32 protein-coding genes are annotated in these 18,316 nt (G+C 59.3%); all 32 read right to left on the bottom strand.

Translation table 11 applies throughout. The features are described 5' to 3' along the window. Positions 1–56 precede the first annotated feature (56 nt). A complete protein-coding gene (gene rplQ, locus AVCA_RS03015) occupies positions 57–449 on the bottom strand; it encodes a 50S ribosomal protein L17 (RefSeq protein WP_012699327.1) in 393 nt (130 codons plus the stop codon). 44 nt (positions 450–493) lie between these two features. Continuing rightward, positions 494–1,495 (bottom strand): DNA-directed RNA polymerase subunit alpha, encoded by a 1,002-nt coding sequence (locus tag AVCA_RS03010; RefSeq protein WP_012699326.1) that lies wholly within the window; start codon positions 1,493–1,495, stop codon positions 494–496. Positions 1,496–1,517: 22 nt separating this feature from the next. Then, the gene (gene rpsD / locus AVCA_RS03005; RefSeq protein WP_012699325.1) at positions 1,518–2,138 is read right to left on the bottom strand and encodes a 30S ribosomal protein S4; all 621 of its coding nucleotides are present in this window, start codon (positions 2,136–2,138) and stop codon (positions 1,518–1,520) included. 16 nt (positions 2,139–2,154) lie between these two features. Further along, on the bottom strand, positions 2,155–2,544 hold the full coding sequence (gene rpsK / locus AVCA_RS03000) for a 30S ribosomal protein S11 (RefSeq protein WP_003093689.1): 390 nt from the start codon (positions 2,542–2,544) through the stop codon (positions 2,155–2,157). A 30-nt stretch (positions 2,545–2,574) separates the two neighbouring features. Then, the gene (rpsM, locus tag AVCA_RS02995; protein WP_012699324.1) at positions 2,575–2,931 is read right to left on the bottom strand and encodes a 30S ribosomal protein S13; all 357 of its coding nucleotides are present in this window, start codon (positions 2,929–2,931) and stop codon (positions 2,575–2,577) included. Positions 2,932–3,064: 133 nt separating this feature from the next. Continuing rightward, a complete protein-coding gene (rpmJ, locus tag AVCA_RS02990) occupies positions 3,065–3,181 on the bottom strand; it encodes a 50S ribosomal protein L36 (protein ID WP_012699323.1) in 117 nt (38 codons plus the stop codon). Between the two features lie 28 nt (positions 3,182–3,209). Next, positions 3,210–4,538 carry a preprotein translocase subunit SecY gene (secY, locus tag AVCA_RS02985; protein WP_041806896.1) on the bottom strand — a complete coding sequence of 443 codons (1,329 nt, stop codon included), beginning with the start codon at positions 4,536–4,538 and terminating at the stop codon, positions 3,210–3,212. Then, positions 4,539–4,973, bottom strand: coding sequence for a 50S ribosomal protein L15 (rplO, locus tag AVCA_RS02980; RefSeq protein ID WP_012699321.1), 435 nt, complete (start codon positions 4,971–4,973; stop codon positions 4,539–4,541). A 3-nt stretch (positions 4,974–4,976) separates the two neighbouring features. Further along, positions 4,977–5,153: a 50S ribosomal protein L30 gene (gene rpmD / locus AVCA_RS02975; protein ID WP_012699320.1), complete on the bottom strand. Its 177-nt coding sequence runs from the start codon at positions 5,151–5,153 to the stop codon at positions 4,977–4,979. 2 nt (positions 5,154–5,155) lie between these two features. Continuing rightward, complete coding sequence (gene rpsE / locus AVCA_RS02970) at positions 5,156–5,656, bottom strand: 30S ribosomal protein S5 (protein ID WP_012699319.1); 501 nt, start codon at positions 5,654–5,656, stop codon at positions 5,156–5,158. Positions 5,657–5,659: 3 nt separating this feature from the next. Then, positions 5,660–6,010: a 50S ribosomal protein L18 gene (gene rplR / locus AVCA_RS02965; protein ID WP_012699318.1), complete on the bottom strand. Its 351-nt coding sequence runs from the start codon at positions 6,008–6,010 to the stop codon at positions 5,660–5,662. A gap of 10 nt (positions 6,011–6,020) precedes the next feature. After that, on the bottom strand, positions 6,021–6,554 hold the full coding sequence (gene rplF, locus AVCA_RS02960) for a 50S ribosomal protein L6 (RefSeq protein ID WP_041806894.1): 534 nt from the start codon (positions 6,552–6,554) through the stop codon (positions 6,021–6,023). A gap of 12 nt (positions 6,555–6,566) precedes the next feature. Beyond that, on the bottom strand, positions 6,567–6,959 hold the full coding sequence (rpsH, locus tag AVCA_RS02955; protein WP_041806892.1) for a 30S ribosomal protein S8: 393 nt from the start codon (positions 6,957–6,959) through the stop codon (positions 6,567–6,569). Between the two features lie 183 nt (positions 6,960–7,142). Continuing rightward, positions 7,143–7,448 (bottom strand): 30S ribosomal protein S14, encoded by a 306-nt coding sequence (gene rpsN, locus AVCA_RS02950; RefSeq protein WP_012699315.1) that lies wholly within the window; start codon positions 7,446–7,448, stop codon positions 7,143–7,145. A gap of 12 nt (positions 7,449–7,460) precedes the next feature. Next, on the bottom strand, positions 7,461–8,000 hold the full coding sequence (rplE, locus tag AVCA_RS02945; RefSeq protein WP_012699314.1) for a 50S ribosomal protein L5: 540 nt from the start codon (positions 7,998–8,000) through the stop codon (positions 7,461–7,463). 20 nt (positions 8,001–8,020) lie between these two features. Next, positions 8,021–8,335, bottom strand: coding sequence for a 50S ribosomal protein L24 (rplX, locus tag AVCA_RS02940; RefSeq protein ID WP_012699313.1), 315 nt, complete (start codon positions 8,333–8,335; stop codon positions 8,021–8,023). A gap of 12 nt (positions 8,336–8,347) precedes the next feature. Next, entirely contained in the window at positions 8,348–8,716 is a 369-nt protein-coding gene (gene rplN, locus AVCA_RS02935; RefSeq protein WP_003289207.1) for a 50S ribosomal protein L14, read from the bottom strand. A 23-nt stretch (positions 8,717–8,739) separates the two neighbouring features. Next, positions 8,740–9,006: a 30S ribosomal protein S17 gene (rpsQ, locus tag AVCA_RS02930; RefSeq protein WP_012699311.1), complete on the bottom strand. Its 267-nt coding sequence runs from the start codon at positions 9,004–9,006 to the stop codon at positions 8,740–8,742. 2 nt (positions 9,007–9,008) lie between these two features. Further along, positions 9,009–9,200 carry a 50S ribosomal protein L29 gene (gene rpmC / locus AVCA_RS02925; RefSeq protein WP_012699310.1) on the bottom strand — a complete coding sequence of 64 codons (192 nt, stop codon included), beginning with the start codon at positions 9,198–9,200 and terminating at the stop codon, positions 9,009–9,011. Then, positions 9,200–9,613, bottom strand: coding sequence for a 50S ribosomal protein L16 (gene rplP / locus AVCA_RS02920; RefSeq protein ID WP_012699309.1), 414 nt, complete (start codon positions 9,611–9,613; stop codon positions 9,200–9,202). Before rplP ends, rpmC begins: the two co-directional genes overlap by 1 nt. A 14-nt stretch (positions 9,614–9,627) precedes the next feature. Continuing rightward, the gene (gene rpsC, locus AVCA_RS02915; RefSeq protein WP_012699308.1) at positions 9,628–10,314 is read right to left on the bottom strand and encodes a 30S ribosomal protein S3; all 687 of its coding nucleotides are present in this window, start codon (positions 10,312–10,314) and stop codon (positions 9,628–9,630) included. A 13-nt stretch (positions 10,315–10,327) separates the two neighbouring features. Beyond that, positions 10,328–10,660, bottom strand: a complete 333-nt coding sequence (gene rplV, locus AVCA_RS02910) for a 50S ribosomal protein L22 (protein WP_003304070.1) — start codon at positions 10,658–10,660, stop codon at positions 10,328–10,330. A 13-nt stretch (positions 10,661–10,673) separates the two neighbouring features. Next, a complete protein-coding gene (gene rpsS, locus AVCA_RS02905) occupies positions 10,674–10,949 on the bottom strand; it encodes a 30S ribosomal protein S19 (RefSeq protein WP_012699306.1) in 276 nt (91 codons plus the stop codon). 16 nt (positions 10,950–10,965) lie between these two features. Further along, positions 10,966–11,787 carry a 50S ribosomal protein L2 gene (gene rplB / locus AVCA_RS02900; protein WP_012699305.1) on the bottom strand — a complete coding sequence of 274 codons (822 nt, stop codon included), beginning with the start codon at positions 11,785–11,787 and terminating at the stop codon, positions 10,966–10,968. Positions 11,788–11,798: 11 nt separating this feature from the next. Beyond that, positions 11,799–12,098 (bottom strand): 50S ribosomal protein L23, encoded by a 300-nt coding sequence (gene rplW / locus AVCA_RS02895; RefSeq protein ID WP_012699304.1) that lies wholly within the window; start codon positions 12,096–12,098, stop codon positions 11,799–11,801. Further along, positions 12,095–12,697, bottom strand: a complete 603-nt coding sequence (gene rplD / locus AVCA_RS02890) for a 50S ribosomal protein L4 (RefSeq protein WP_012699303.1) — start codon at positions 12,695–12,697, stop codon at positions 12,095–12,097. Before rplD ends, rplW begins: the two co-directional genes overlap by 4 nt. Before the next feature lie 14 nt (positions 12,698–12,711). After that, entirely contained in the window at positions 12,712–13,347 is a 636-nt protein-coding gene (gene rplC / locus AVCA_RS02885) for a 50S ribosomal protein L3 (protein WP_041806890.1), read from the bottom strand. Positions 13,348–13,431: 84 nt separating this feature from the next. After that, a complete protein-coding gene (rpsJ, locus tag AVCA_RS02880; protein WP_003243886.1) occupies positions 13,432–13,743 on the bottom strand; it encodes a 30S ribosomal protein S10 in 312 nt (103 codons plus the stop codon). 150 nt (positions 13,744–13,893) lie between these two features. Further along, on the bottom strand, positions 13,894–15,087 hold the full coding sequence (tuf, locus tag AVCA_RS02875; protein WP_012699289.1) for an elongation factor Tu: 1,194 nt from the start codon (positions 15,085–15,087) through the stop codon (positions 13,894–13,896). A 30-nt stretch (positions 15,088–15,117) separates the two neighbouring features. Continuing rightward, on the bottom strand, positions 15,118–17,220 hold the full coding sequence (fusA, locus tag AVCA_RS02870) for an elongation factor G (protein WP_041806888.1): 2,103 nt from the start codon (positions 17,218–17,220) through the stop codon (positions 15,118–15,120). A gap of 30 nt (positions 17,221–17,250) precedes the next feature. Then, a complete protein-coding gene (gene rpsG, locus AVCA_RS02865) occupies positions 17,251–17,721 on the bottom strand; it encodes a 30S ribosomal protein S7 (protein WP_012699299.1) in 471 nt (156 codons plus the stop codon). A 98-nt stretch (positions 17,722–17,819) separates the two neighbouring features. After that, on the bottom strand, positions 17,820–18,191 hold the full coding sequence (gene rpsL / locus AVCA_RS02860; protein ID WP_012699298.1) for a 30S ribosomal protein S12: 372 nt from the start codon (positions 18,189–18,191) through the stop codon (positions 17,820–17,822). Between the last annotated feature and the right edge of the window lie 125 nt (positions 18,192–18,316).

Here is an 18,316-nt window from a genome sequence, read left to right as displayed (position 1 = left end):
TGAAACAGCCCATTGGAGAGCGAACACAAGGCCTATCTCTCCATGTGGCAAGCGCCTTATTCGGCGGCGCCCACCAGCGCTTCGCCGTCAACAGGGCGATCGACCAGCTCGACGTACGCCATGGGCGCATTGTCGCCAGCGCGGAAACCGCACTTGAGGATGCGCAGGTAGCCGCCCGGACGGTTGGCGTAACGCTTGCCCAAATCGTTGAACAACTTGCCCACGGCAGCTTTCGAACGAGTACGGTCGAAGGCCAGGCGGCGGTTGGCGACGCTGTCTTCCTTGGCCAGGGTGATCAGCGGCTCGGCGACGCGACGCAGCTCCTTGGCCTTGGGCAGGGTGGTTTTGATCAGTTCGTGCTCGAACAACGACACCGCCATGTTCTGAAACATGGCCTTGCGGTGTGCGCTGGTGCGGCTCAGGTGACGGCCACTTTTACGATGACGCATGATTCAATTCCTTACCAAACTTGTTCGTTCGGTGGTAATGACGTTCAGGCCGTGGCCTTGTCGTCCTTCTTCAGACTTGCAGGCGGCCAATTATCGAGGCGCATGCCGAGGGACAGACCACGGGAAGCCAGAACGTCCTTGATTTCGGTCAGGGACTTCTTGCCCAGGTTCGGAGTCTTCAGCAACTCCACCTCGGTGCGCTGGATCAGGTCACCGATGTAGTAGATGTTCTCCGCCTTCAGGCAGTTGGCCGAGCGTACGGTCAGTTCCAGGTCGTCGACCGGACGCAGGAGGATCGGATCGATCTCGTCTTCCTGCTCGACCACCACTGGCGCGGTATCTCCCTTGAGGTCGACGAACGCGGCCAATTGCTGCTGCAGAATAGTCGCGGCACGGCGGATGGCCTCTTCGGGATCCAGGGTACCGTTGGTTTCCAGATCGATGACCAGCTTATCCAGGTTCGTACGTTGCTCGACGCGGGCGTTTTCCACCACGTAAGCGACACGGCGGACTGGACTGAAGGAAGCGTCGAGCTGAAGACGACCGATGCTGCGACTTTCGTCCTCATCACTCTGACGGGCATCGGCGGGCTCGTAACCACGACCACGCGCCACCTTGAGCTTCATGTTCAGTGCGCCGTTGTCCGCCAGGTTGGCGATTACATGACCGCCATTGACGATTTCGACATCATGATCCAGCTGAATATCGGCAGCGGTTACCGCACCGGAGCCCTTCTTGCTCAGGCTCAGCGTGACCTCGTCGCGACCATGCAGCTTGATGGCCAGGCCCTTCAGGTTGAGCAGGATCTCGATGACATCTTCCTGCACTCCTTCGATGGCGCTGTACTCATGAAGCACGCCGTCGATCTCGGCCTCGACTACCGCACAGCCGGGCATGGAAGACAGCAGGATGCGACGCAGGGCGTTGCCCAGGGTATGACCAAAACCGCGCTCGAGCGGCTCGAGCGTGATCTTGGCACGGGTCGGGCTGACCGCCTGCACGTCGATGTGACGGGGGGTCAGGAACTCATTTACCGAACTCTGCATGGATATACCTATTTTCTAGCCCTTACTTGGAGTAGAGCTCGACAATCAGGTTTTCGTTGATGTCGGCAGACAGGTCACTGCGAGCCGGCACGCTCTTGAACACGCCAGACTTCTTCTCGGTATCCACTTCAACCCACTCGACGCGGCCACGCTGCGCGCAAAGTTCGAGAGCCTGAGCGATACGCAGCTGGTTCTTGGCCTTTTCGCGGATAGCGACGACATCGCCAACCTTGACCTGATAGGAAGGGATGTTCACGGTCTGGCCATTGACGGTAATGGCCTTGTGCGAAATCAACTGACGGGACTCGGCACGGGTAGCGCCGAAGCCCATGCGATAGACGACGTTGTCCAGACGGCACTCCAGCAGTTGCAGCAGGTTCTCGCCAGTGGAGCCCTTGCGACGGCTGGCCTCCTTGTAGTAACCGCTGAACTGGCGCTCCAGCACGCCATAGATGCGACGAACCTTCTGCTTCTCACGCAGTTGGGTGCCGTACTCGGACAGGCGACCGCGGCGCTGACCATGGATGCCCGGAGCCGACTCGACGTTGCACTTGGACTCGAGCGCACGGGAGCCGCTCTTCAGGAACAGGTCAGTGCCTTCGCGGCGGGACAGTTTGCATTTGGGACCAATGTAACGTGCCATTCTTCACTGTCTCCTATTACACGCGACGCTTCTTCGGCGGACGGCAGCCATTGTGCGGGATCGGGGTCACATCGGTGATGCTGGCAATCTTGTAACCGCAGGCATTGAGGGCACGGACAGCGGACTCGCGACCCGGGCCAGGTCCCTTGACGTTCACGTCGAGGTTCTTCAGTCCATATTCCAAAGCGGCTTGACCGGCACGCTCGGCAGCCACCTGGGCGGCGAACGGAGTACTCTTGCGCGAGCCACGGAAGCCGGAGCCACCGGAGGTGGCCCAGGAAAGGGCATTACCCTGGCGGTCGGTGATGGTCACGATGGTGTTGTTGAAGGACGCATGGATATGGGCGATGCCATCCACCACGGTCTTCTTGACTTTCTTACGAGGACGAGCAGCAGGTTTTGCCATGATTAGATTCCTGTCGATTCGCGAATGCGATTACTTGCGGATCGGCTTGCGCGGGCCCTTGCGGGTACGGGCGTTGGTCTTGGTGCGCTGACCGCGAACCGGCAGGCCACGGCGGTGACGCAGGCCGCGATAGCAGCCCAGGTCCATCAGACGCTTGATTTTCATGTTGACTTCACGGCGCAGATCACCTTCAGTGGTGAGCTTGGCCACTTCGCCACGCAGCTGCTCGATCTGCTCGTCCGAGAGATCCTTGATCTTTGCTGCCGGATTGACACCGGTAGCGGCACAGATAGCCTGTGCAGTGGTACGACCGACACCATAGATGTAGGTCAGCGAGATAACAGTATGCTTGTTATCCGGAATGTTGACGCCTGCGATACGGGCCATTCAGTGGAACTCCAATTGACAGCTACCCACGCCCTGGAAGCCAAGAAATAGGGCGCAGGATACTAGCGCTGTAATAAAAAAGAATCAACCCGGCAGCACACTAGCTGCCGGGCTCATCACGCGGGAATCACACTCAGCCTTGGCGCTGCTTGTGACGCGGCTCCGTACTGCAGATCACGCGCACGACGCCGTCGCGGCGAATGATCTTGCAGTTGCGGCACAGCTTTTTCACCGATGCACGAACTTTCATCACCAACTCCTCGAACCTTATGGACAGATCAGCGGAGCATGCCGCCGCCATAGCCCTTCAGGTTGCTTTTCTTCATCAGGGATTCGTATTGGTGCGAAACGAGATGCGATTGCACTTGCGACATGAAGTCCATCACAACCACCACCACGATCAGCAACGAAGTCCCGCCAAGATAGAACGGCACATTGGCTGCCACCACCAAGAACTGCGGAAGCAGGCAGACCGCCGTCATGTAGAGAGCACCAAAAATGGTCAAGCGGGTCAGCACACCATCGATATAGCGTGCCGACTGCTCACCCGGCCTGATGCCAGGAATGAAGGCACCCGATTTCTTCAGGTTTTCCGCCACATCCTTCGGATTGAACATCAACGCAGTGTAGAAGAAGCAGAAGAAAATGATCCCTGCACTGAACAGAATGATGTTCAACGGCTGTCCGGGCGCGATGGCCTGGGCTATGTCCTGCAGCCACCCCATGCCCTCCGACTGGCCAAACCAGGAGCCCAGAGAAGCGGGGAACAGCAGAATGCTGCTGGCGAAAATGGCCGGAATCACACCTGCCATATTCACCTTGAGCGGCAGGTGGCTGGTCTGCGCAGCGAAAACCTTCCGGCCTTGCTGACGCTTGGCATAGTGGACCGCGATACGACGCTGACCACGCTCGACGAAAACCACGAAACCGATGATCGCCACGGCCAGGAGCGCAACGGCCAGCAAGGCAATGATGTTGATATCACCTTGACGGGCAGACTCGAAGGACTGGCCGATCGCCGCCGGCAAGCCGGCCACGATCCCGGCAAAGATCAGCATCGAGATTCCGTTGCCGACGCCCCGCTCGGTAATCTGCTCGCCCAGCCACATCATGAACATCGCACCAGCCACGAAGGTGCTCACAGCCACGAAGTAGAAGCCGAAATCGGCGGCGAAGGCGACGCCCTGGCTGGCCAGACCGACGGACATGCCGAAAGCCTGAACGATCGCCAGAACGAGCGTCCCGTAACGGGTGTACTGGCTGATCTTGCGACGACCGGCCTCGCCTTCCTTCTTCAACTGCTCCAACTGGGGACTGACCACGGTCATCAGTTGCATGATGATCGATGCCGAAATATACGGCATGATCCCCAGCGCGAAGATGCTCATCCGCTCCAGCGCACCACCGGAAAACATATTGAAGAGGCTAAGAATGGTTCCCTCGTTCTGTTGGAACAGTTCCGCCAGCCTGTCGGGATTGATTCCTGGTACCGGGATGTGCGCGCCTATGCGATAGACGATGATCGCCAAGAACAGGAACCGCAGCCGAGCCCAGAGCTCGGACAGCCCGCCATTGCTGAGTGCAGAGAGAGCACCTTGCTTAGCCATTTAGTCCTCGATTTTACCGCCAGCTGCTTCGATGGCCGCACGCGCACCCTTGGTGACGGCGATTCCCTTCAGAGTAACGGCCCGGCCCACATCGCCAGACAGCATGACCTTCACGCGACGGACACCCTGATTGACCAGGTTGGCATCCTTCAGCGCCTGCAGAGTGACGACATCCCCTTCCACCTTGGCCAACTCGGAAGTGCGAATTTCCGCACGATCCAAGGCCTTCAGAGAAGTGAAGCCGAATTTCGGCAGGCGGCGATGCAGAGGCTGCTGACCGCCTTCGAACCCAGGCGCGATCTTGCCACCGGAGCGGGAGGTCTGCCCCTTGTGGCCACGGCCACCGGTCTTGCCGAGACCGCTGCCGATGCCGCGACCCGGACGCAGCTTCTCGCGCCGGGCTCCCGGCGCGGAACGCAGATCGTTCAGTTGCATGGATTAACCCTCCACACGCAGCAAGTAATGGGCCTTGTTGATCATCCCGCGGTTTTCGGGAGTATCCTGAACCTCGACGGTGTGACCGATGCGACGCAGACCCAGGCCCTTGACGCAGGCCTTGTGGTTGGCCAGTCGACCGATCAGGCTCTTGACCAGAGTGACTTTGACGGTTGCCATGATCAGAGAATCTCCTCGACGCTCTTGCCACGCTTGGCCGCTACGGATTCCGGGGACTGCATTTCCTTCAGTCCTTTGAAAGTGGCATAAACCACGTTTACCGGATTGGTCGAGCCGTAGCACTTGGCCAGAACGTTCTGTACGCCTGCGACCTCGAGGACGGCACGCATGGCACCACCGGCGATGATTCCGGTACCCTCGCTGGCCGGCTGCATGTAAACACGGGAAGCGCCATGGGCGGACTTGACCGGATACTGCAGAGTGGTGCCGCTGAGATCGACCTGGATCATGTTGCGGCGAGCAGCCTCCATGGCCTTCTGGATAGCAGCAGGGACCTCGCGGGACTTGCCGCGGCCGAAGCCGACACGCCCTTTGCCGTCGCCAACGACCGTCAGCGCGGTAAAGGTAAAGATGCGACCACCCTTGACGGTCTTGGCAACGCGATTGACTTGGACCAGCTTTTCGATGTAACCCTCGTCGCGCTTTTGCTCGTTATTTGCCATAACTTAGAACTCCAGCCCGCCTTCACGAGCAGCATCGGCCAGTGCCTTGACACGGCCGTGGTACTTGAAGCCAGAACGATCGAATGCCACCTGGGTTACGCCAGCAGCCTTCGCTCGCTCAGCCACCAGCAGACCGACCTTCTTGGCCGCCTCGACGTTGCCGGTAGCAGCGCCGCGCAGTTCTTTGTCCAAGGTCGAGGCAGAAGCCAGAACCTTGCCGCCGTCGGCCGTGATGACCTGGGCGTAGATGTGCTGGGAGGAACGGTGCACGCAAAGGCGTACAACCTCCAGCTCGCGCATTTTCAGGCGTGTCTTGCGAGCGCGACGCAGACGAGTTTCTTTCTTTACGCTCATTTGCTATGCCCTACTTTTTCTTGGCTTCTTTGCGATGGACCACTTCGTCGGAATACCGCACCCCTTTGCCTTTGTACGGCTCGGGACGACGGAAATCGCGAATCTCGGCTGCCACCTGGCCAACCAGTTGCTTGTCGATCCCCTTGATCAGGATATCGGTCTGGCTGGGAGTTTCCGCAGTGATGCCCTGCGGCAACTGATAATCCACCGGATGGGAGAAACCAAGCGCCAGGGACAGGACTTGCCCCTTGGCCTGCGCTTTGTAACCAACGCCGACCAGCTGCAGCTTGCGCTCGAAGCCCTGGCTGACGCCAATCACCATGTTGTTGACAAGTGCACGGGTGGTGCCGGCCATGGCTCTGTTCTGCTGATCGCCATTACGGGCAGCAAAACGCAGCTCGCCAGCCTCCTGAACGACCTCGACCGAGGGATGCACATTCAATTCGAGAGAGCCTTTCGCCCCCTTCACCGAAAGCTGCTGACCAGCCAGCTTGACCTCTACGCCAGCGGGCAGCTTGACGGGGTTCTTAGCAACGCGAGACATGCTGTTCCCCCCTTAGAACACAGTGCAGAGCACTTCGCCGCCAACACCGGCAGCACGAGCCGCACGATCAGTCATCACACCCTTGTTGGTGGAGACGATCGAAACGCCCAGACCGCCACGAACTTTCGGCAGTTGATCGACAGACTTGTACTGGCGCAGGCCGGGACGGCTCACGCGCTTGAGCTCCTCGATGACCGGACGGCCTTCGAAATACTTGAGCTCAATGGACAGCAGCGGCTTGGCATCGCTACTGACTTGGTAATCCGAAATGTAACCTTCGTTCTTGAGAACATTGGCCACTGCCACCTTCAGCTTGGAAGACGGCATACTCACGACGGTCTTCTCAGCCATCTGGGCATTACGGATACGAGTTAGCATGTCCGCTAACGGGTCCTGCATACTCATGGGCTAATTGCTCCTGATACAGAAAGAAAGCCTTGCGGCCCGAGCTCCGGACTTTGACGGATGAAAATCAAGAGTCAGGAGAGCCGAGCATCCTAGAGGCTGACCATAAAAGAATCAAGCCCCATAAGGGGCTTGATTCGATGATCCAGGCTCGACGATGAATTCGAGAGCCTAGGGGCGTGCTTACCAGCTGGCCTTGACCAGACCCGGCACATCACCACGCATGGCTGCCTGGCGCAGCATGTTGCGCGCCAGACCGAACTTGCGGTAGACCCCATGGGGACGACCGGTCAGGCGGCAGCGATTACGCAGGCGCGAGGCGCTGGCATCGCGGGGCTGCTTCTGCAGGGCGATCTGGGCTTCCCAACGCTGCTCCGGAGTGGAGTTCGGGTTGGCGATGATAGCTTTCAGCTCGGCACGCTTCTTGGCGTACTTGGCAACCGTCTGCTGACGCTTCAGCTCGCGGTTTTTCATGCTCTGTTTGGCCATTTCCTACTCCAATCAGTTGCGGAACGGGAAGTTGAAGGCGCGCAACAGGGCACGACCCTCGTCATCGGTACGGGCAGTGGTGGTCAGAGTGATATCCAGACCACGCAAGGCATCGATCTTGTCGTAATCGATTTCCGGGAAGATGATCTGCTCCTTCACACCCATGCTGTAGTTGCCACGCCCATCGAAGGACTTGGCATTCAGGCCACGGAAGTCGCGTACCCGCGGCAGGGAGATGGAAAGCAGACGATCCAGGAACTCGTACATACGATCACGGCGCAGGGTCACCTTGACGCCGATCGGCCAGCCTTCGCGGATCTTGAAACCTGCGATGGACTTGCGGGCATAGGTGACCACGGGTTTCTGGCCGGTGATCTTCTCCAGATCGGCAACAGCGTTCTCGATGACCTTCTTGTCACCAACCGCCTCGCCAAGCCCCATGTTCAGAGTGATTTTGGTGATGCGCGGAACCTCCATCACGTTGACCAGCTGAAGCTCGTTCTTCAGCTTGGGCGCGATCTCGTTCCGATAAATCTCTTTTAGTCGTGCCATGGTTATCTACCTAGCAGTGCTCAAGCATCAACCGGCTTTTGGGTCGACTTGAAGATACGAATTTTCTTGCCGTCTTCGATCTTGAAACCAACGCGATCAGCCTTGCTGGTTTCGGCGTTGAAGATGGCCACGTTGGAGACGTGCAGCGGCGCCTCCTTCTCGACGATACCGCCTTGGACGCCAAGCATGGGGTTCGGCTTGCTGTGGCGCTTGATCAGGTTGACGCCGCTGACGACCAGACGGTCGTCAGCGAGAACCTTGAGCACCTTGCCACGCTTGCCCTTGTCTTTGCCGGCGATGACGATGATCTCGTCGTCACGACGAATCTTTTGCATGACGGCTTCTCCTTACAGCACTTCAGGGGCAAGCGAGACGATCTTCATGAACTTCTCGGAACGAAGCTCACGAGTGACCGGCCCGAAGATGCGGGTGCCGATCGGCTCCTGCTTGTTGTTGAGCAGGACGGCCGCATTACCGTCGAAGCGAATGATGGAGCCATCGGGGCGACGCACGCCGTGCCGGGTGCGAACCACGACAGCGGTCATGACCTGGCCCTTCTTGACCTTGCCGCGCGGAATCGCTTCCTTCACGGTAACCTTGATGATGTCGCCGATGCCGGCGTAACGGCGGTGCGAGCCACCCAGTACCTTGATGCACATGACGCGGCGAGCACCACTGTTGTCGGCCACATCGAGCATGGATTGAGTCTGAATCATAACTTTCTCCGACCCTTAGTCTCTTAGACTTCCACCGCGCGCTCGACGACTTCCACCAGCATCCAGGACTTGGTCTTGGCCAGCGGACGGGTCTCGCGAATGGTGACCGTGTCGCCGATACGGCACTGGTTGGTTTCGTCGTGAGCGTGCAGCTTGGTCGAACGCTTCACGTATTTACCGTAGATCGGGTGCTTCACGCGGCGCTCGATCAGGACGGTGATGGTCTTGTCCATTTTGTCGCTTACGACACGGCCGGTCAGCGTGCGAACGGTTTTCTGAGCTTCAGCCATGATCACTTACCTGCCTGCTGGTTGAGCACAGTCTTGACGCGAGCGATGTCGCGCTTCACTTGCGAGAGCAGGTGAGTCTGCCCCAGTTGGCCAGTCGCCTTCTGCATGCGCAGATTGAACTGGTCGCGCAGCAGGCCGAGCAATTGCTCGTTCAACTGCTCAGCTGTTTTTTCACGAAGTTCACTCGCTTTCATCACATCACCGTCCGCTTAACAAAAGTGGTGGCGAGCGGCAGCTTGGCTGCTGCCAGGGCGAAAGCCTCGCGCGCCAGCTCTTCGGAAACACCCTCGATTTCGTAGAGCACCTTGCCCGGCTGAATCTGGGCAACCCAGTACTCGACGTTCCCCTTGCCCTTACCCATACGAACTTCGAGAGGCTTCTTGGTAACCGGCTTGTCGGGGAATACGCGGATCCAGATCTTGCCGCCACGCTTGACGTGACGGGTCAAGGCGCGACGCGCAGCCTCGATCTGGCGGGCGGTGAGACGACCGCGGCTCACGGACTTCAGGGCGAACTCGCCGAAGCTGACCTTGCTACCACGGTGAGCCAGGCCGCGGTTGTGGCCGGTCATCTGCTTGCGGAATTTTGTACGCTTGGGTTGCAACATGTTGCGTACTCCTCTTACTTAGCAGCTTTTTTGCGAGGCGCAGGCGCTTGCGGCTTGAGCTCTTCGTGCTGGCCACCGATGACCTCGCCCTTGAAGATCCAAACCTTGACGCCGATCACACCGTAGGTGGTGTGCGCTTCGTAGGTGGCGTAATCGATATCCGCGCGCAGGGTGTGCAGCGGCACACGGCCTTCGCGGTACCATTCGGTACGGGCGATTTCGGCACCGCCCAGACGACCACTCACCTGGATCTTGATGCCCTTGGCACCAATGCGCATGGCGTTCTGTACCGCACGCTTCATGGCGCGACGGAACATCACGCGACGCTCAAGCTGCTGGGCCACGCTCTGAGCAACCAGCATACTGTCGAGTTCCGGCTTGCGGATCTCTTCGATGTTGATGTGCACCGGCACACCCATTTGCTTGGTCAGGTCCTGACGCAGCTTCTCGACATCCTCACCCTTCTTGCCGATCACGATACCGGGACGCGCGGTGTGGATGGTGATGCGTGCGGTTTGAGCCGGACGAGCGATATCGATGCGGCTCACGGACGCGCTTTTTAGTTTGTCTTGGAGATACTCACGCACCTTCAGGTCGGCATACAAATAGTCCGCGTAATTCTTGCGGTCGGCATACCAAACCGAGGTGTGCTCCTTGACGATTCCCAGGCGAATGCCTACGGGATGTACTTTCTGACCCATCTGATCGACTCCGTTACTTGTCCGCAACCTTGACAGTGATATGGCAAGACCGCTTGACGATGCGATCAGCACGGCCCTTGGCACGCGGCATGATGCGCTTAAGCGAACGCCCCTCGTTGACGAAAACGGTGGAGACCTTCAGGTCGTCCACGTCTGCGCCCTCGTTGTGCTCGGCGTTGGCAACGGCCGACTCCAGCACTTTCTTCATGATCTCGGCGGCTTTCTTGCTGCTGAAAGCCAGCAGGTTGAGCGCATCGCCCACCTTCTTCCCGCGGATCTGGTCGGCGACCAAGCGGGCTTTCTGGGCGGAGATTCGAGCGCCCGACAGCTTAGCGGCTACTTCCATCTTTCCTTACCCCTCAACGCTTGGCCTTTTTATCTGCCGCATGACCACGATAGGTACGGGTAGCGGCAAACTCGCCCAGTTTATGACCGACCATATCCTCGCTGATGAGCACCGGGACATGTTGACGGCCGTTATGCACAGCAATGGTCAGACCGACCATCTGCGGCAGGATCATCGAACGACGCGACCAAGTCTTGACCGGTTTGCGATCGTTCTTTTCCACCGCCACTTCGACCTTCTTCAACAGGTGAAGATCGATGAAAGGACCTTTTTTCAGAGAACGCGGCACAGTCGTATCCCTCTAGTTACTTACGGCGGCGGACGATCATGTTGTCGGTGCGCTTGTTCGACCGGGTCTTCGCACCCTTGGTCGGGAAGCCCCACGGCGACACCGGATGACGACCACCCGAGGTACGACCTTCACCACCACCATGCGGGTGGTCGACCGGGTTCATCGCCACACCGCGAACGGTCGGGCGAACACCGCGCCAGCGTTTGGCGCCGGCCTTGCCCAGAGAACGCAGGCTGTGCTCGGAGTTGGAAACCTCGCCCAGAGTCGCGCGGCAATCAGCCAGGACCTTGCGCATCTCGCCGGAACGCAGACGCAGGGTCACATAGGCCCCTTCGCGTGCGACCAGTTGCGCGGAGGCACCAGCGGAACGAGCGATCTGCGCTCCCTTGCCCGGCTTCAGCTCGACACCGTGAATGGTGGAGCCGACCGGAATGTTGCGCAGCGGTAGCGTGTTGCCGGCCTTGATCGGCGCGTTCACTCCGGAAATCAACTGGTCACCGGCCACGACACCTTTCGGTGCGATGATATAGCGACGCTCGCCGTCGGCGTACTTCAGCAACGCAATGTGTGCGGTACGGTTCGGGTCGTACTCGATGCGCTCGACGGTGGCAGGAATGCCGTCCTTGTTGCGACGAAAATCGACCAGGCGATAGTGCTGCTTGTGACCACCACCGATATGACGGGTAGTGATGCGGCCGTTGTTGTTACGACCACCGGACTTGGACTTCTTCTCCAGCAGCGGCGCGTAAGGGGCACCCTTGTGCAGCTCCTGGTTGACCACCTTGACCACGAAACGGCGGCCAGCGGAAGTCGGCTTGCATTTAACGATTGCCATGATGCACCCCTTTACTCAGCGCTGCTGGCGAAATCGAGATCTTGGCCAGGCTGAAGAGCGACATATGCCTTCTTCCAGTCGTTGCGCTTGCCCAGACCGCGAACGGTACGCTTGGTCTTGCCCTGGACATTCAGGGTGGTGACATTAGCGACCTTCACGTCGAACAAGGCCTCGACGGCCTTCTTGATTTCCAGCTTGGTTGCATCGGTGGCAACCTTGAAAACGAACTGCTTCTTGCTTTCCGCCAGCACGGTGGCCTTCTCGGAGATGTGCGGACCAAGCAGTACTTTGAATACGCGTTCCTGGTTCATCCCAGCAGCTCCTCGAATTTCTTCACGGCCGGCACGGTGATCAGCACCTTGTCATAGGCGATCAGGCTGACCGGATCGGACCCCAGGACATCGCGAACATCGACGTGCGGCAAGTTACGGGCGGCCAGATACAGGTTCTGATCCACAGCATCGGAGACGATCAGCACGTCGCTCAGGCCCAGACCGCCCAGCTTGCTCACTAGGCTCTTGGTCTTGGGAGCATCCACGGCGAAATCTTCGACGACGACCAGACGCTCCTGACGCACGAGCTCGCTCAGGATCGAGCGCAGAGCGGCGCGGTACATCTTCTTGTTGAGCTTCTGATCGTGGTTTTGCGGGCGGGCGGCGAAGGTCACGCCACCGCCACGCCAGAGCGGACCACGGCTAGTACCGGCGCGCGCACGGCCAGTACCCTTCTGGCGCCAGGGGCGCTTGCCGCCACCACTGACATCGGAGCGGTTCTTCTGCTGCTTGCTGCCCTGACGGCCACCGGCCAGATAGGCGACGACTGCCTGGTGCACGAGGGTCTCGTTGAACTCGCCGCCAAAGGTGCGCTCGGAGACTTCGATCGCCTGAGCGCCATTCACATTCAATTGCATCTCAGCTTCCCCTCTTAACCGCGAGCCTTGGCCGCCGGACGCACGATCACATCGCCACCGGTAGCGCCGGGAATGGCACCCTTGACCAGCAGCAGATTGCGCTCGGAGTCGACACGAACCACTTCCAGGGACTGCACGGTCACGCGCTCGGCGCCCAAATGACCGGACATTTTCTTGCCCTTGAACACACGGCCAGGAGTCTGGCACTGGCCGATGGAGCCCGGAACACGGTGGGAAACGGAGTTGCCGTGGGTATTGTCCTGACCGCGGAAATTCCAGCGTTTGATGGTGCCGGCGTAGCCTTTACCCTTGGACTGGCCGGTGACGTCCACCAGCTGCCCGGCCTGGAAAATCTCGACAGTGATCTGGTCGCCGGACTGGTACTCGCCCTCTTCGAGGCGGAACTCCCAGACCCCACGACCGGCAGCGACATTTGCCTTGGCGAAGTGACCAGCCTGCGCCTTGGTCACACGCGAAGCCCGACGCTCGCCGACGGTGACCTGCACCGCCAGATAGCCGTCGCTCTCTGCATTCTTGAACTGGGTCACACGGTTCGGCTCGATCTCGATGACCGTAACCGGAACGGAGACACCCTCTTCGGTGAAAATGCGGGTCATACCGCACTTACGACCGATTACACCAATAGTCATTTCTTGAACCTCTTGAGTGTACGGGGCTTTCACCCGCTATGGCCGCCCATTTCAGAGCGTTACACGACCAAGACCTGAATGGTCTTAGCCGAGGCTGATCTGCACTTCCACGCCAGCCGCCAGATCGAGCTTCATCAGCGCGTCGACGGTCTTGTCGGTCGGCTGAACAATATCCAGCACACGCTTGTGGGTACGAATTTCGTACTGATCACGCGCATCCTTGTTGACGTGCGGCGAAATCAGAACGGTATACCGCTCTTTACGGGTAGGCAGAGGAATCGGACCACGCACCTGAGCACCAGTACGTTTCGCGGTTTCCACGATTTCCTGGGTAGATTGATCAATCAGGCGATGGTCAAAAGCCTTCAACCGAATACGGATTTGTTGGTTTTGCATTTTGACCTCAGACTCGAAGTTGCCACCCTACCGAGCGGAATACGCCCGATAAAAGGAGGCGCAATTGTACGGATGCCCCCCTGGGGTGTCAAACAAAATGATCAGCAATAGAAAAAGCCCCAAAAGGGGCTTTTTCTACCATCCCATCGATTACTCGATGATCTTGGCCACCACACCGGCGCCGACGGTACGACCGCCTTCGCGAATGGCGAAACGCAGACCGTCTTCCATGGCGATCGGAGCGATCAGGGTGACGGTCATCTTGATGTTGTCACCCGGCATCACCATCTCGACGCCTTCCGGCAGCTCGACGTTACCGGTCACGTCGGTGGTACGGAAGTAGAACTGCGGGCGGTAGCCCTTGAAGAACGGGGTGTGACGACCACCTTCTTCCTTGGACAGCACATACACTTCGGCTTCGAACTTGGTGTGCGGCTTGATGGTGCCCGGCTTGGCCAGAACCTGGCCGCGCTCCACGTCCTCACGCTTGGTGCCGCGCAGCAGGGCGCCGATGTTCTCGCCGGCACGCCCTTCGTCGAGCAGCTTGCGGAACATTTCCACGCCGGTGCAGGTGGTCTTGGTGGTCGGACGGATACCGACGATTTCCACTTCCTCGCCGACCTTGACGATGCCGCGCTCGACGCGACCGGTCACCACGGTGCCGCGGCCGGAGATCGAGAACACGTCCTCGATCGGCATCAGGAACGGCTGATCGACGGCACGCACCGGCTCCGGAATATAGGAGTCCAGGGTTTCCACCAGCTTGCGCACGGCGGAGACGCCGATGCCGTTGTCGTCCTTGCCTTCCAGCGCCATCAGGGCAGAGCCGGTGATGATCGGGGTGTCGTCGCCCGGGAAGTCGTAGGTGGACAGCAGATCACGCACTTCCATCTCGACCAGTTCCAGCAGCTCGGCGTCGTCGACCATGTCGGCCTTGTTCAGGAACACGACGATGTAGGGAACGCCTACCTGGCGGGACAGCAGGATGTGCTCGCGGGTCTGCGGCATGGGGCCGTCGGCGGCCGAGCAGACCAGGATCGCGCCGTCCATCTGGGCGGCGCCGGTGATCATGTTCTTCACGTAGTCGGCGTGACCGGGACAGTCGACGTGCGCGTAGTGACGGGTCGCGGAGTCGTATTCAACGTGCGAGGTGTTGATGGTGATACCGCGCGCCTTTTCTTCCGGAGCGTTGTCGATCTGATCGAAGGCACGAGCGGCGCCACCCCAGGTCTCGGCACAAACCTTGGTCAGAGCGGCCGTCAGAGTGGTCTTGCCATGGTCCACGTGACCGATGGTGCCAACGTTGACGTGCGGTTTGTTACGTTCGAATTTTTCCTTAGCCACGACAGTAAACCTCTTACTTAAAGGGCTGAATCAACCTTGTTTTTTGACGACAGCTTCGGCGATGTTGGCCGGAGCTTCGGCGTACTTCGAGAATTCCATGGAGTAGCTGGCGCGTCCCTGGGACATCGAACGTACATCAGTAGCGTAACCAAACATCTCGCCCAGCGGGACTTCGGCACGGATGACCTTGCCGGAAACGCTATCCTCCATCCCCTGGATCAGACCACGCCGACGGTTCAGGTCACCCATCACGTCACCCATGTACTCCTCCGGAGTCACCACCTCGACCTTCATGATCGGTTCCAGCAGCACGGCACCACCTTTCTGTGCCAACTGCTTGGTCGCCATGGAAGCCGCGATCTTGAACGCCATTTCGTTGGAGTCGACGTCATGGTAGGAACCATCGAACACGGTCGCCTTCAGACTGATGAGCGGATAGCCGGCGACTACGCCATTCTGCATCTGCTCCTCGACGCCTTTCTGAATCGCCGGGATGTATTCCTTCGGCACCACGCCACCCACCACTTCACTGGCGAACACCAGCCCTTCGACGCCTTCCTCGGCCGGCTCGAAGCGAATCCAGCAGTGGCCGAACTGACCGCGACCGCCGGACTGGCGCACGAACTTGCCTTCGATCTCGCACTTGTTGCGGATCGCTTCGCGGTAGGCCACCTGCGGCTTGCCGATGTTGGCCTCGACGCCGAACTCACGCCTCATGCGGTCGACGATGATGTCGAGGTGCAGCTCACCCATGCCACCGATGATGGTCTGACCGGACTCTTCGTCGGTCTTGACACGGAAAGACGGGTCTTCCTGGGCCAGCTTGCCAAGGGCGATACCCATCTTTTCCTGGTCGGCCTTGGTCTTCGGCTCGACGGCAACGTGAATCACCGGCTCGGGGAAATCCATACGCTCCAGGATGATCGGCTTCTCGATGGAGCACAGGGTGTCCCCCGTGATGACATCCTTCATGCCGATCAGGGCGGCGATATCGCCGGCGCGCACTTCCTTGATTTCCTCGCGGGTATTGGCGTGCATCTGCACCATCCGACCCACGCGCTCCTTCTTACCCTTCACCGAGTTCAGAACGGAGTCGCCCGAACTCAGCACGCCGGAATAGACACGCGCGAAAGTCAGGGTACCGACGAAGGGATCGGTCGCGATCTTGAACGCCAGGGCCGAGAACGGCTCGTCGTCGCTGGCATGGCGCTCGTCCTCGATCTCCTCGTGGTCCGGGTTGACACCCTTGATCGCAGGAACATCGTCCGGAGCCGGCAGGAAATCGATCACGGCGTCGAGAACCAGCGGCACACCCTTGTTCTTGAACGAAGAACCGCAGACTGCCGGAACGATCTCGCAGGCCAGAGTACGCAGGCGCAGGCCAAGCTTGATTTCCTCGACGGAAAGCTCGCCATCCTCCAGGTACTTGTTCATCAGCTCTTCATTGGCCTCCGCGGCGGCCTCGACCATGTTCGAGCGATACTCGTCGGCCAGATCCTGCAGCTCCGCAGGAATCTCTTCCTCGCGGTAACTCGTGCCCTGGTCGTCCTCGTTCCAATAGATCGCCTTCATCTTCAGCAGGTCGATCTGGCCCTGGAAGTTGTCCTCGGCACCGATCGCCAACTGGACCGGAACCGGGGTATGTCCCAGGCGCTTCTTGATCTGCTCGACGACGCGCAGGAAGTTGGCGCCGGCACGGTCCATCTTGTTCACATAGACGATGCGCGGGACACCGTATTTGTTGGCCTGGCGCCATACGGTTTCGGACTGCGGCTCGACGCCGGAGGTACCGCAGAACACCACCACGGCACCATCCAGCACCCGCAGCGAACGCTCCACTTCGATGGTGAAGTCCACGTGACCAGGGGTATCGATGATATTCACACGATACTTGTCGTACTGCTTGGTCGAGCCCTGCCAGAAGGCGGTGGTGGCAGCGGAGGTAATGGTGATGCCACGCTCCTGCTCCTGCACCATCCAGTCCATGGTGGCGGCGCCATCATGCACCTCACCCATCTTGTGGTTGACGCCTGTGTAGAACAGGATCCGCTCCGTAGTCGTCGTCTTGCCTGCATCCACGTGGGCACAGATACCGATGTTACGGTAGCGATTGATAGGGGTTGTACGGGCCACAATTAGGTCCTCGTAGATTGAGGCTGAATATCAGAAACGATAGTGCGAGAACGCCTTGTTCGCCTCGGCCATGCGATGCACGTCCTCACGCTTCTTCACAGCAGCGCCCTTGCCTTCGGAGGCATCGAGCAGTTCGCCAGCAAGACGCAGGGCCATGGACTTTTCACCACGCTTGCGTGCGGAGTCCACCAGCCAACGCATGGCCAGCGCATTGCGACGGGACGGACGAACCTCGACCGGAACCTGATAAGTAGCACCGCCTACACGGCGGGACTTCACTTCGACCAGCGGAGCGATGGCATCGAGTGCTTTTTCGAAGATTTCCAGGGGGTCGCTGTTCTTGCGCGACTTGACGGTATCCAGCGCGCCGTAAACGATGCGCTCGGCAACCGCCTTCTTACCGCTTTCCATCACATGGTTCATGAACTTGGCCAGAATTTGGCTTCCGTACTTCGGATCGTCCAGAATCTCGCGCTTGGCTGCTACACGACGTCTTGGCATTGATAAGCCCTCAAACGGTCTTCAGGTTAGCTCGGAACGGTAGCCACTCGACCACGCCCGACCTTACTCTTATCGACTCGACAAATGAAAAGTTCGAATTACTTGGGACGCTTGGCGCCGTACTTGGAACGGCCCTGCTTGCGGTCTTTCACGCCGGAGGTATCCAGCGAGCCGCGCACGGTGTGATAGCGCACACCCGGAAGGTCCTTGACGCGACCACCGCGGATCAGCACGACGCTGTGCTCTTGCAGGTTGTGGCCTTCACCGCCGATATAGGAAGTGACTTCGTAGCCATTGGTCAGACGAACACGGCACACCTTACGCAGTGCGGAGTTCGGTTTCTTCGGCGTGGTGGTGTACACACGGGTGCACACACCACGGCGCTGGGGGCAGTTCTGCAGCGCAGGCACGTCGCTTTTCTCGACGAGGCGCTTGCGCGGCTGGCGCACCAGCTGGTTGATAGTTGCCATCTACTAGCTCCACTGTTGTCTTTCGACATAAACAAAATGGCAGAGCGGTCCGCCCTGCCAAATTTAGGGTCCGTAAGTCTAAAGAGACTCCGAAACCCAGTCAAGGCAAGGCCCGGCAGGACGCC

It is taken from the genome of Azotobacter vinelandii CA (genome assembly GCF_000380335.1).
Classification (GTDB): domain Bacteria; phylum Pseudomonadota; class Gammaproteobacteria; order Pseudomonadales; family Pseudomonadaceae; genus Azotobacter; species Azotobacter vinelandii.
This window is presented reverse-complemented; position numbering and strand designations above follow the sequence as displayed.

Coding starts and splice junctions, on each gene's coding strand:
- rpsD (WP_012699325.1), bottom strand. CDS start 2,138: ATGGCACGTTACATTGGTCCCAAATGCAAACTGTCCCGCCGCGAAGGC.
- rpsG (WP_012699299.1), bottom strand. CDS start 17,721: ATGCCAAGACGTCGTGTAGCAGCCAAGCGCGAGATTCTGGACGATCCG.
- rpsN (WP_012699315.1), bottom strand. CDS start 7,448: ATGGCCAAACAGAGCATGAAAAACCGCGAGCTGAAGCGTCAGCAGACG.
- rplC (WP_041806890.1), bottom strand. CDS start 13,347: ATGACTATTGGTGTAATCGGTCGTAAGTGCGGTATGACCCGCATTTTC.
- rplP (WP_012699309.1), bottom strand. CDS start 9,613: ATGTTGCAACCCAAGCGTACAAAATTCCGCAAGCAGATGACCGGCCAC.
- rplO (WP_012699321.1), bottom strand. CDS start 4,973: ATGCAACTGAACGATCTGCGTTCCGCGCCGGGAGCCCGGCGCGAGAAG.
- rpsL (WP_012699298.1), bottom strand. CDS start 18,191: ATGGCAACTATCAACCAGCTGGTGCGCCAGCCGCGCAAGCGCCTCGTC.
- rpsK (WP_003093689.1), bottom strand. CDS start 2,544: ATGGCAAAACCTGCTGCTCGTCCTCGTAAGAAAGTCAAGAAGACCGTG.
- rpmD (WP_012699320.1), bottom strand. CDS start 5,153: ATGGCAACCGTCAAAGTCACTCTGGTCAAGAGCCTGATCGGTCGACTG.
- rpsC (WP_012699308.1), bottom strand. CDS start 10,314: ATGGGTCAGAAAGTACATCCCGTAGGCATTCGCCTGGGAATCGTCAAG.
- rpsJ (WP_003243886.1), bottom strand. CDS start 13,743: ATGCAAAACCAACAAATCCGTATTCGGTTGAAGGCTTTTGACCATCGC.
- rpsE (WP_012699319.1), bottom strand. CDS start 5,656: ATGGCAAATAACGAGCAAAAGCGCGACGAGGGTTACATCGAAAAGCTG.
- secY (WP_041806896.1), bottom strand. CDS start 4,538: ATGGCTAAGCAAGGTGCTCTCTCTGCACTCAGCAATGGCGGGCTGTCC.
- rplQ (WP_012699327.1), bottom strand. CDS start 449: ATGCGTCATCGTAAAAGTGGCCGTCACCTGAGCCGCACCAGCGCACAC.
- rplV (WP_003304070.1), bottom strand. CDS start 10,660: ATGGAAGTAGCCGCTAAGCTGTCGGGCGCTCGAATCTCCGCCCAGAAA.
- rplB (WP_012699305.1), bottom strand. CDS start 11,787: ATGGCAATCGTTAAATGCAAGCCGACTTCCGCTGGCCGCCGTTTCGTG.
- rplE (WP_012699314.1), bottom strand. CDS start 8,000: ATGGCACGACTAAAAGAGATTTATCGGAACGAGATCGCGCCCAAGCTG.
- rpmC (WP_012699310.1), bottom strand. CDS start 9,200: ATGAAAGCGAGTGAACTTCGTGAAAAAACAGCTGAGCAGTTGAACGAG.
- rpsH (WP_041806892.1), bottom strand. CDS start 6,959: ATGAGTATGCAGGACCCGTTAGCGGACATGCTAACTCGTATCCGTAAT.
- rplF (WP_041806894.1), bottom strand. CDS start 6,554: ATGTCTCGCGTTGCTAAGAACCCCGTCAAGCTGCCCGCTGGCGTAGAG.
- rpsM (WP_012699324.1), bottom strand. CDS start 2,931: ATGGCCCGTATCGCAGGCGTCAACATTCCGGATAACAAGCATACTGTT.
- rplN (WP_003289207.1), bottom strand. CDS start 8,716: ATGATTCAGACTCAATCCATGCTCGATGTGGCCGACAACAGTGGTGCT.
- rplW (WP_012699304.1), bottom strand. CDS start 12,098: ATGAACCAGGAACGCGTATTCAAAGTACTGCTTGGTCCGCACATCTCC.
- rpmJ (WP_012699323.1), bottom strand. CDS start 3,181: ATGAAAGTTCGTGCATCGGTGAAAAAGCTGTGCCGCAACTGCAAGATC.
- rpsQ (WP_012699311.1), bottom strand. CDS start 9,006: ATGGCTGAAGCTCAGAAAACCGTTCGCACGCTGACCGGCCGTGTCGTA.
- rplX (WP_012699313.1), bottom strand. CDS start 8,335: ATGCAAAAGATTCGTCGTGACGACGAGATCATCGTCATCGCCGGCAAA.
- rplR (WP_012699318.1), bottom strand. CDS start 6,010: ATGAGCGTAAAGAAAGAAACTCGTCTGCGTCGCGCTCGCAAGACACGC.
- rplD (WP_012699303.1), bottom strand. CDS start 12,697: ATGCAATTGAATGTGAATGGCGCTCAGGCGATCGAAGTCTCCGAGCGC.
- AVCA_RS03010 (WP_012699326.1), bottom strand. CDS start 1,495: ATGCAGAGTTCGGTAAATGAGTTCCTGACCCCCCGTCACATCGACGTG.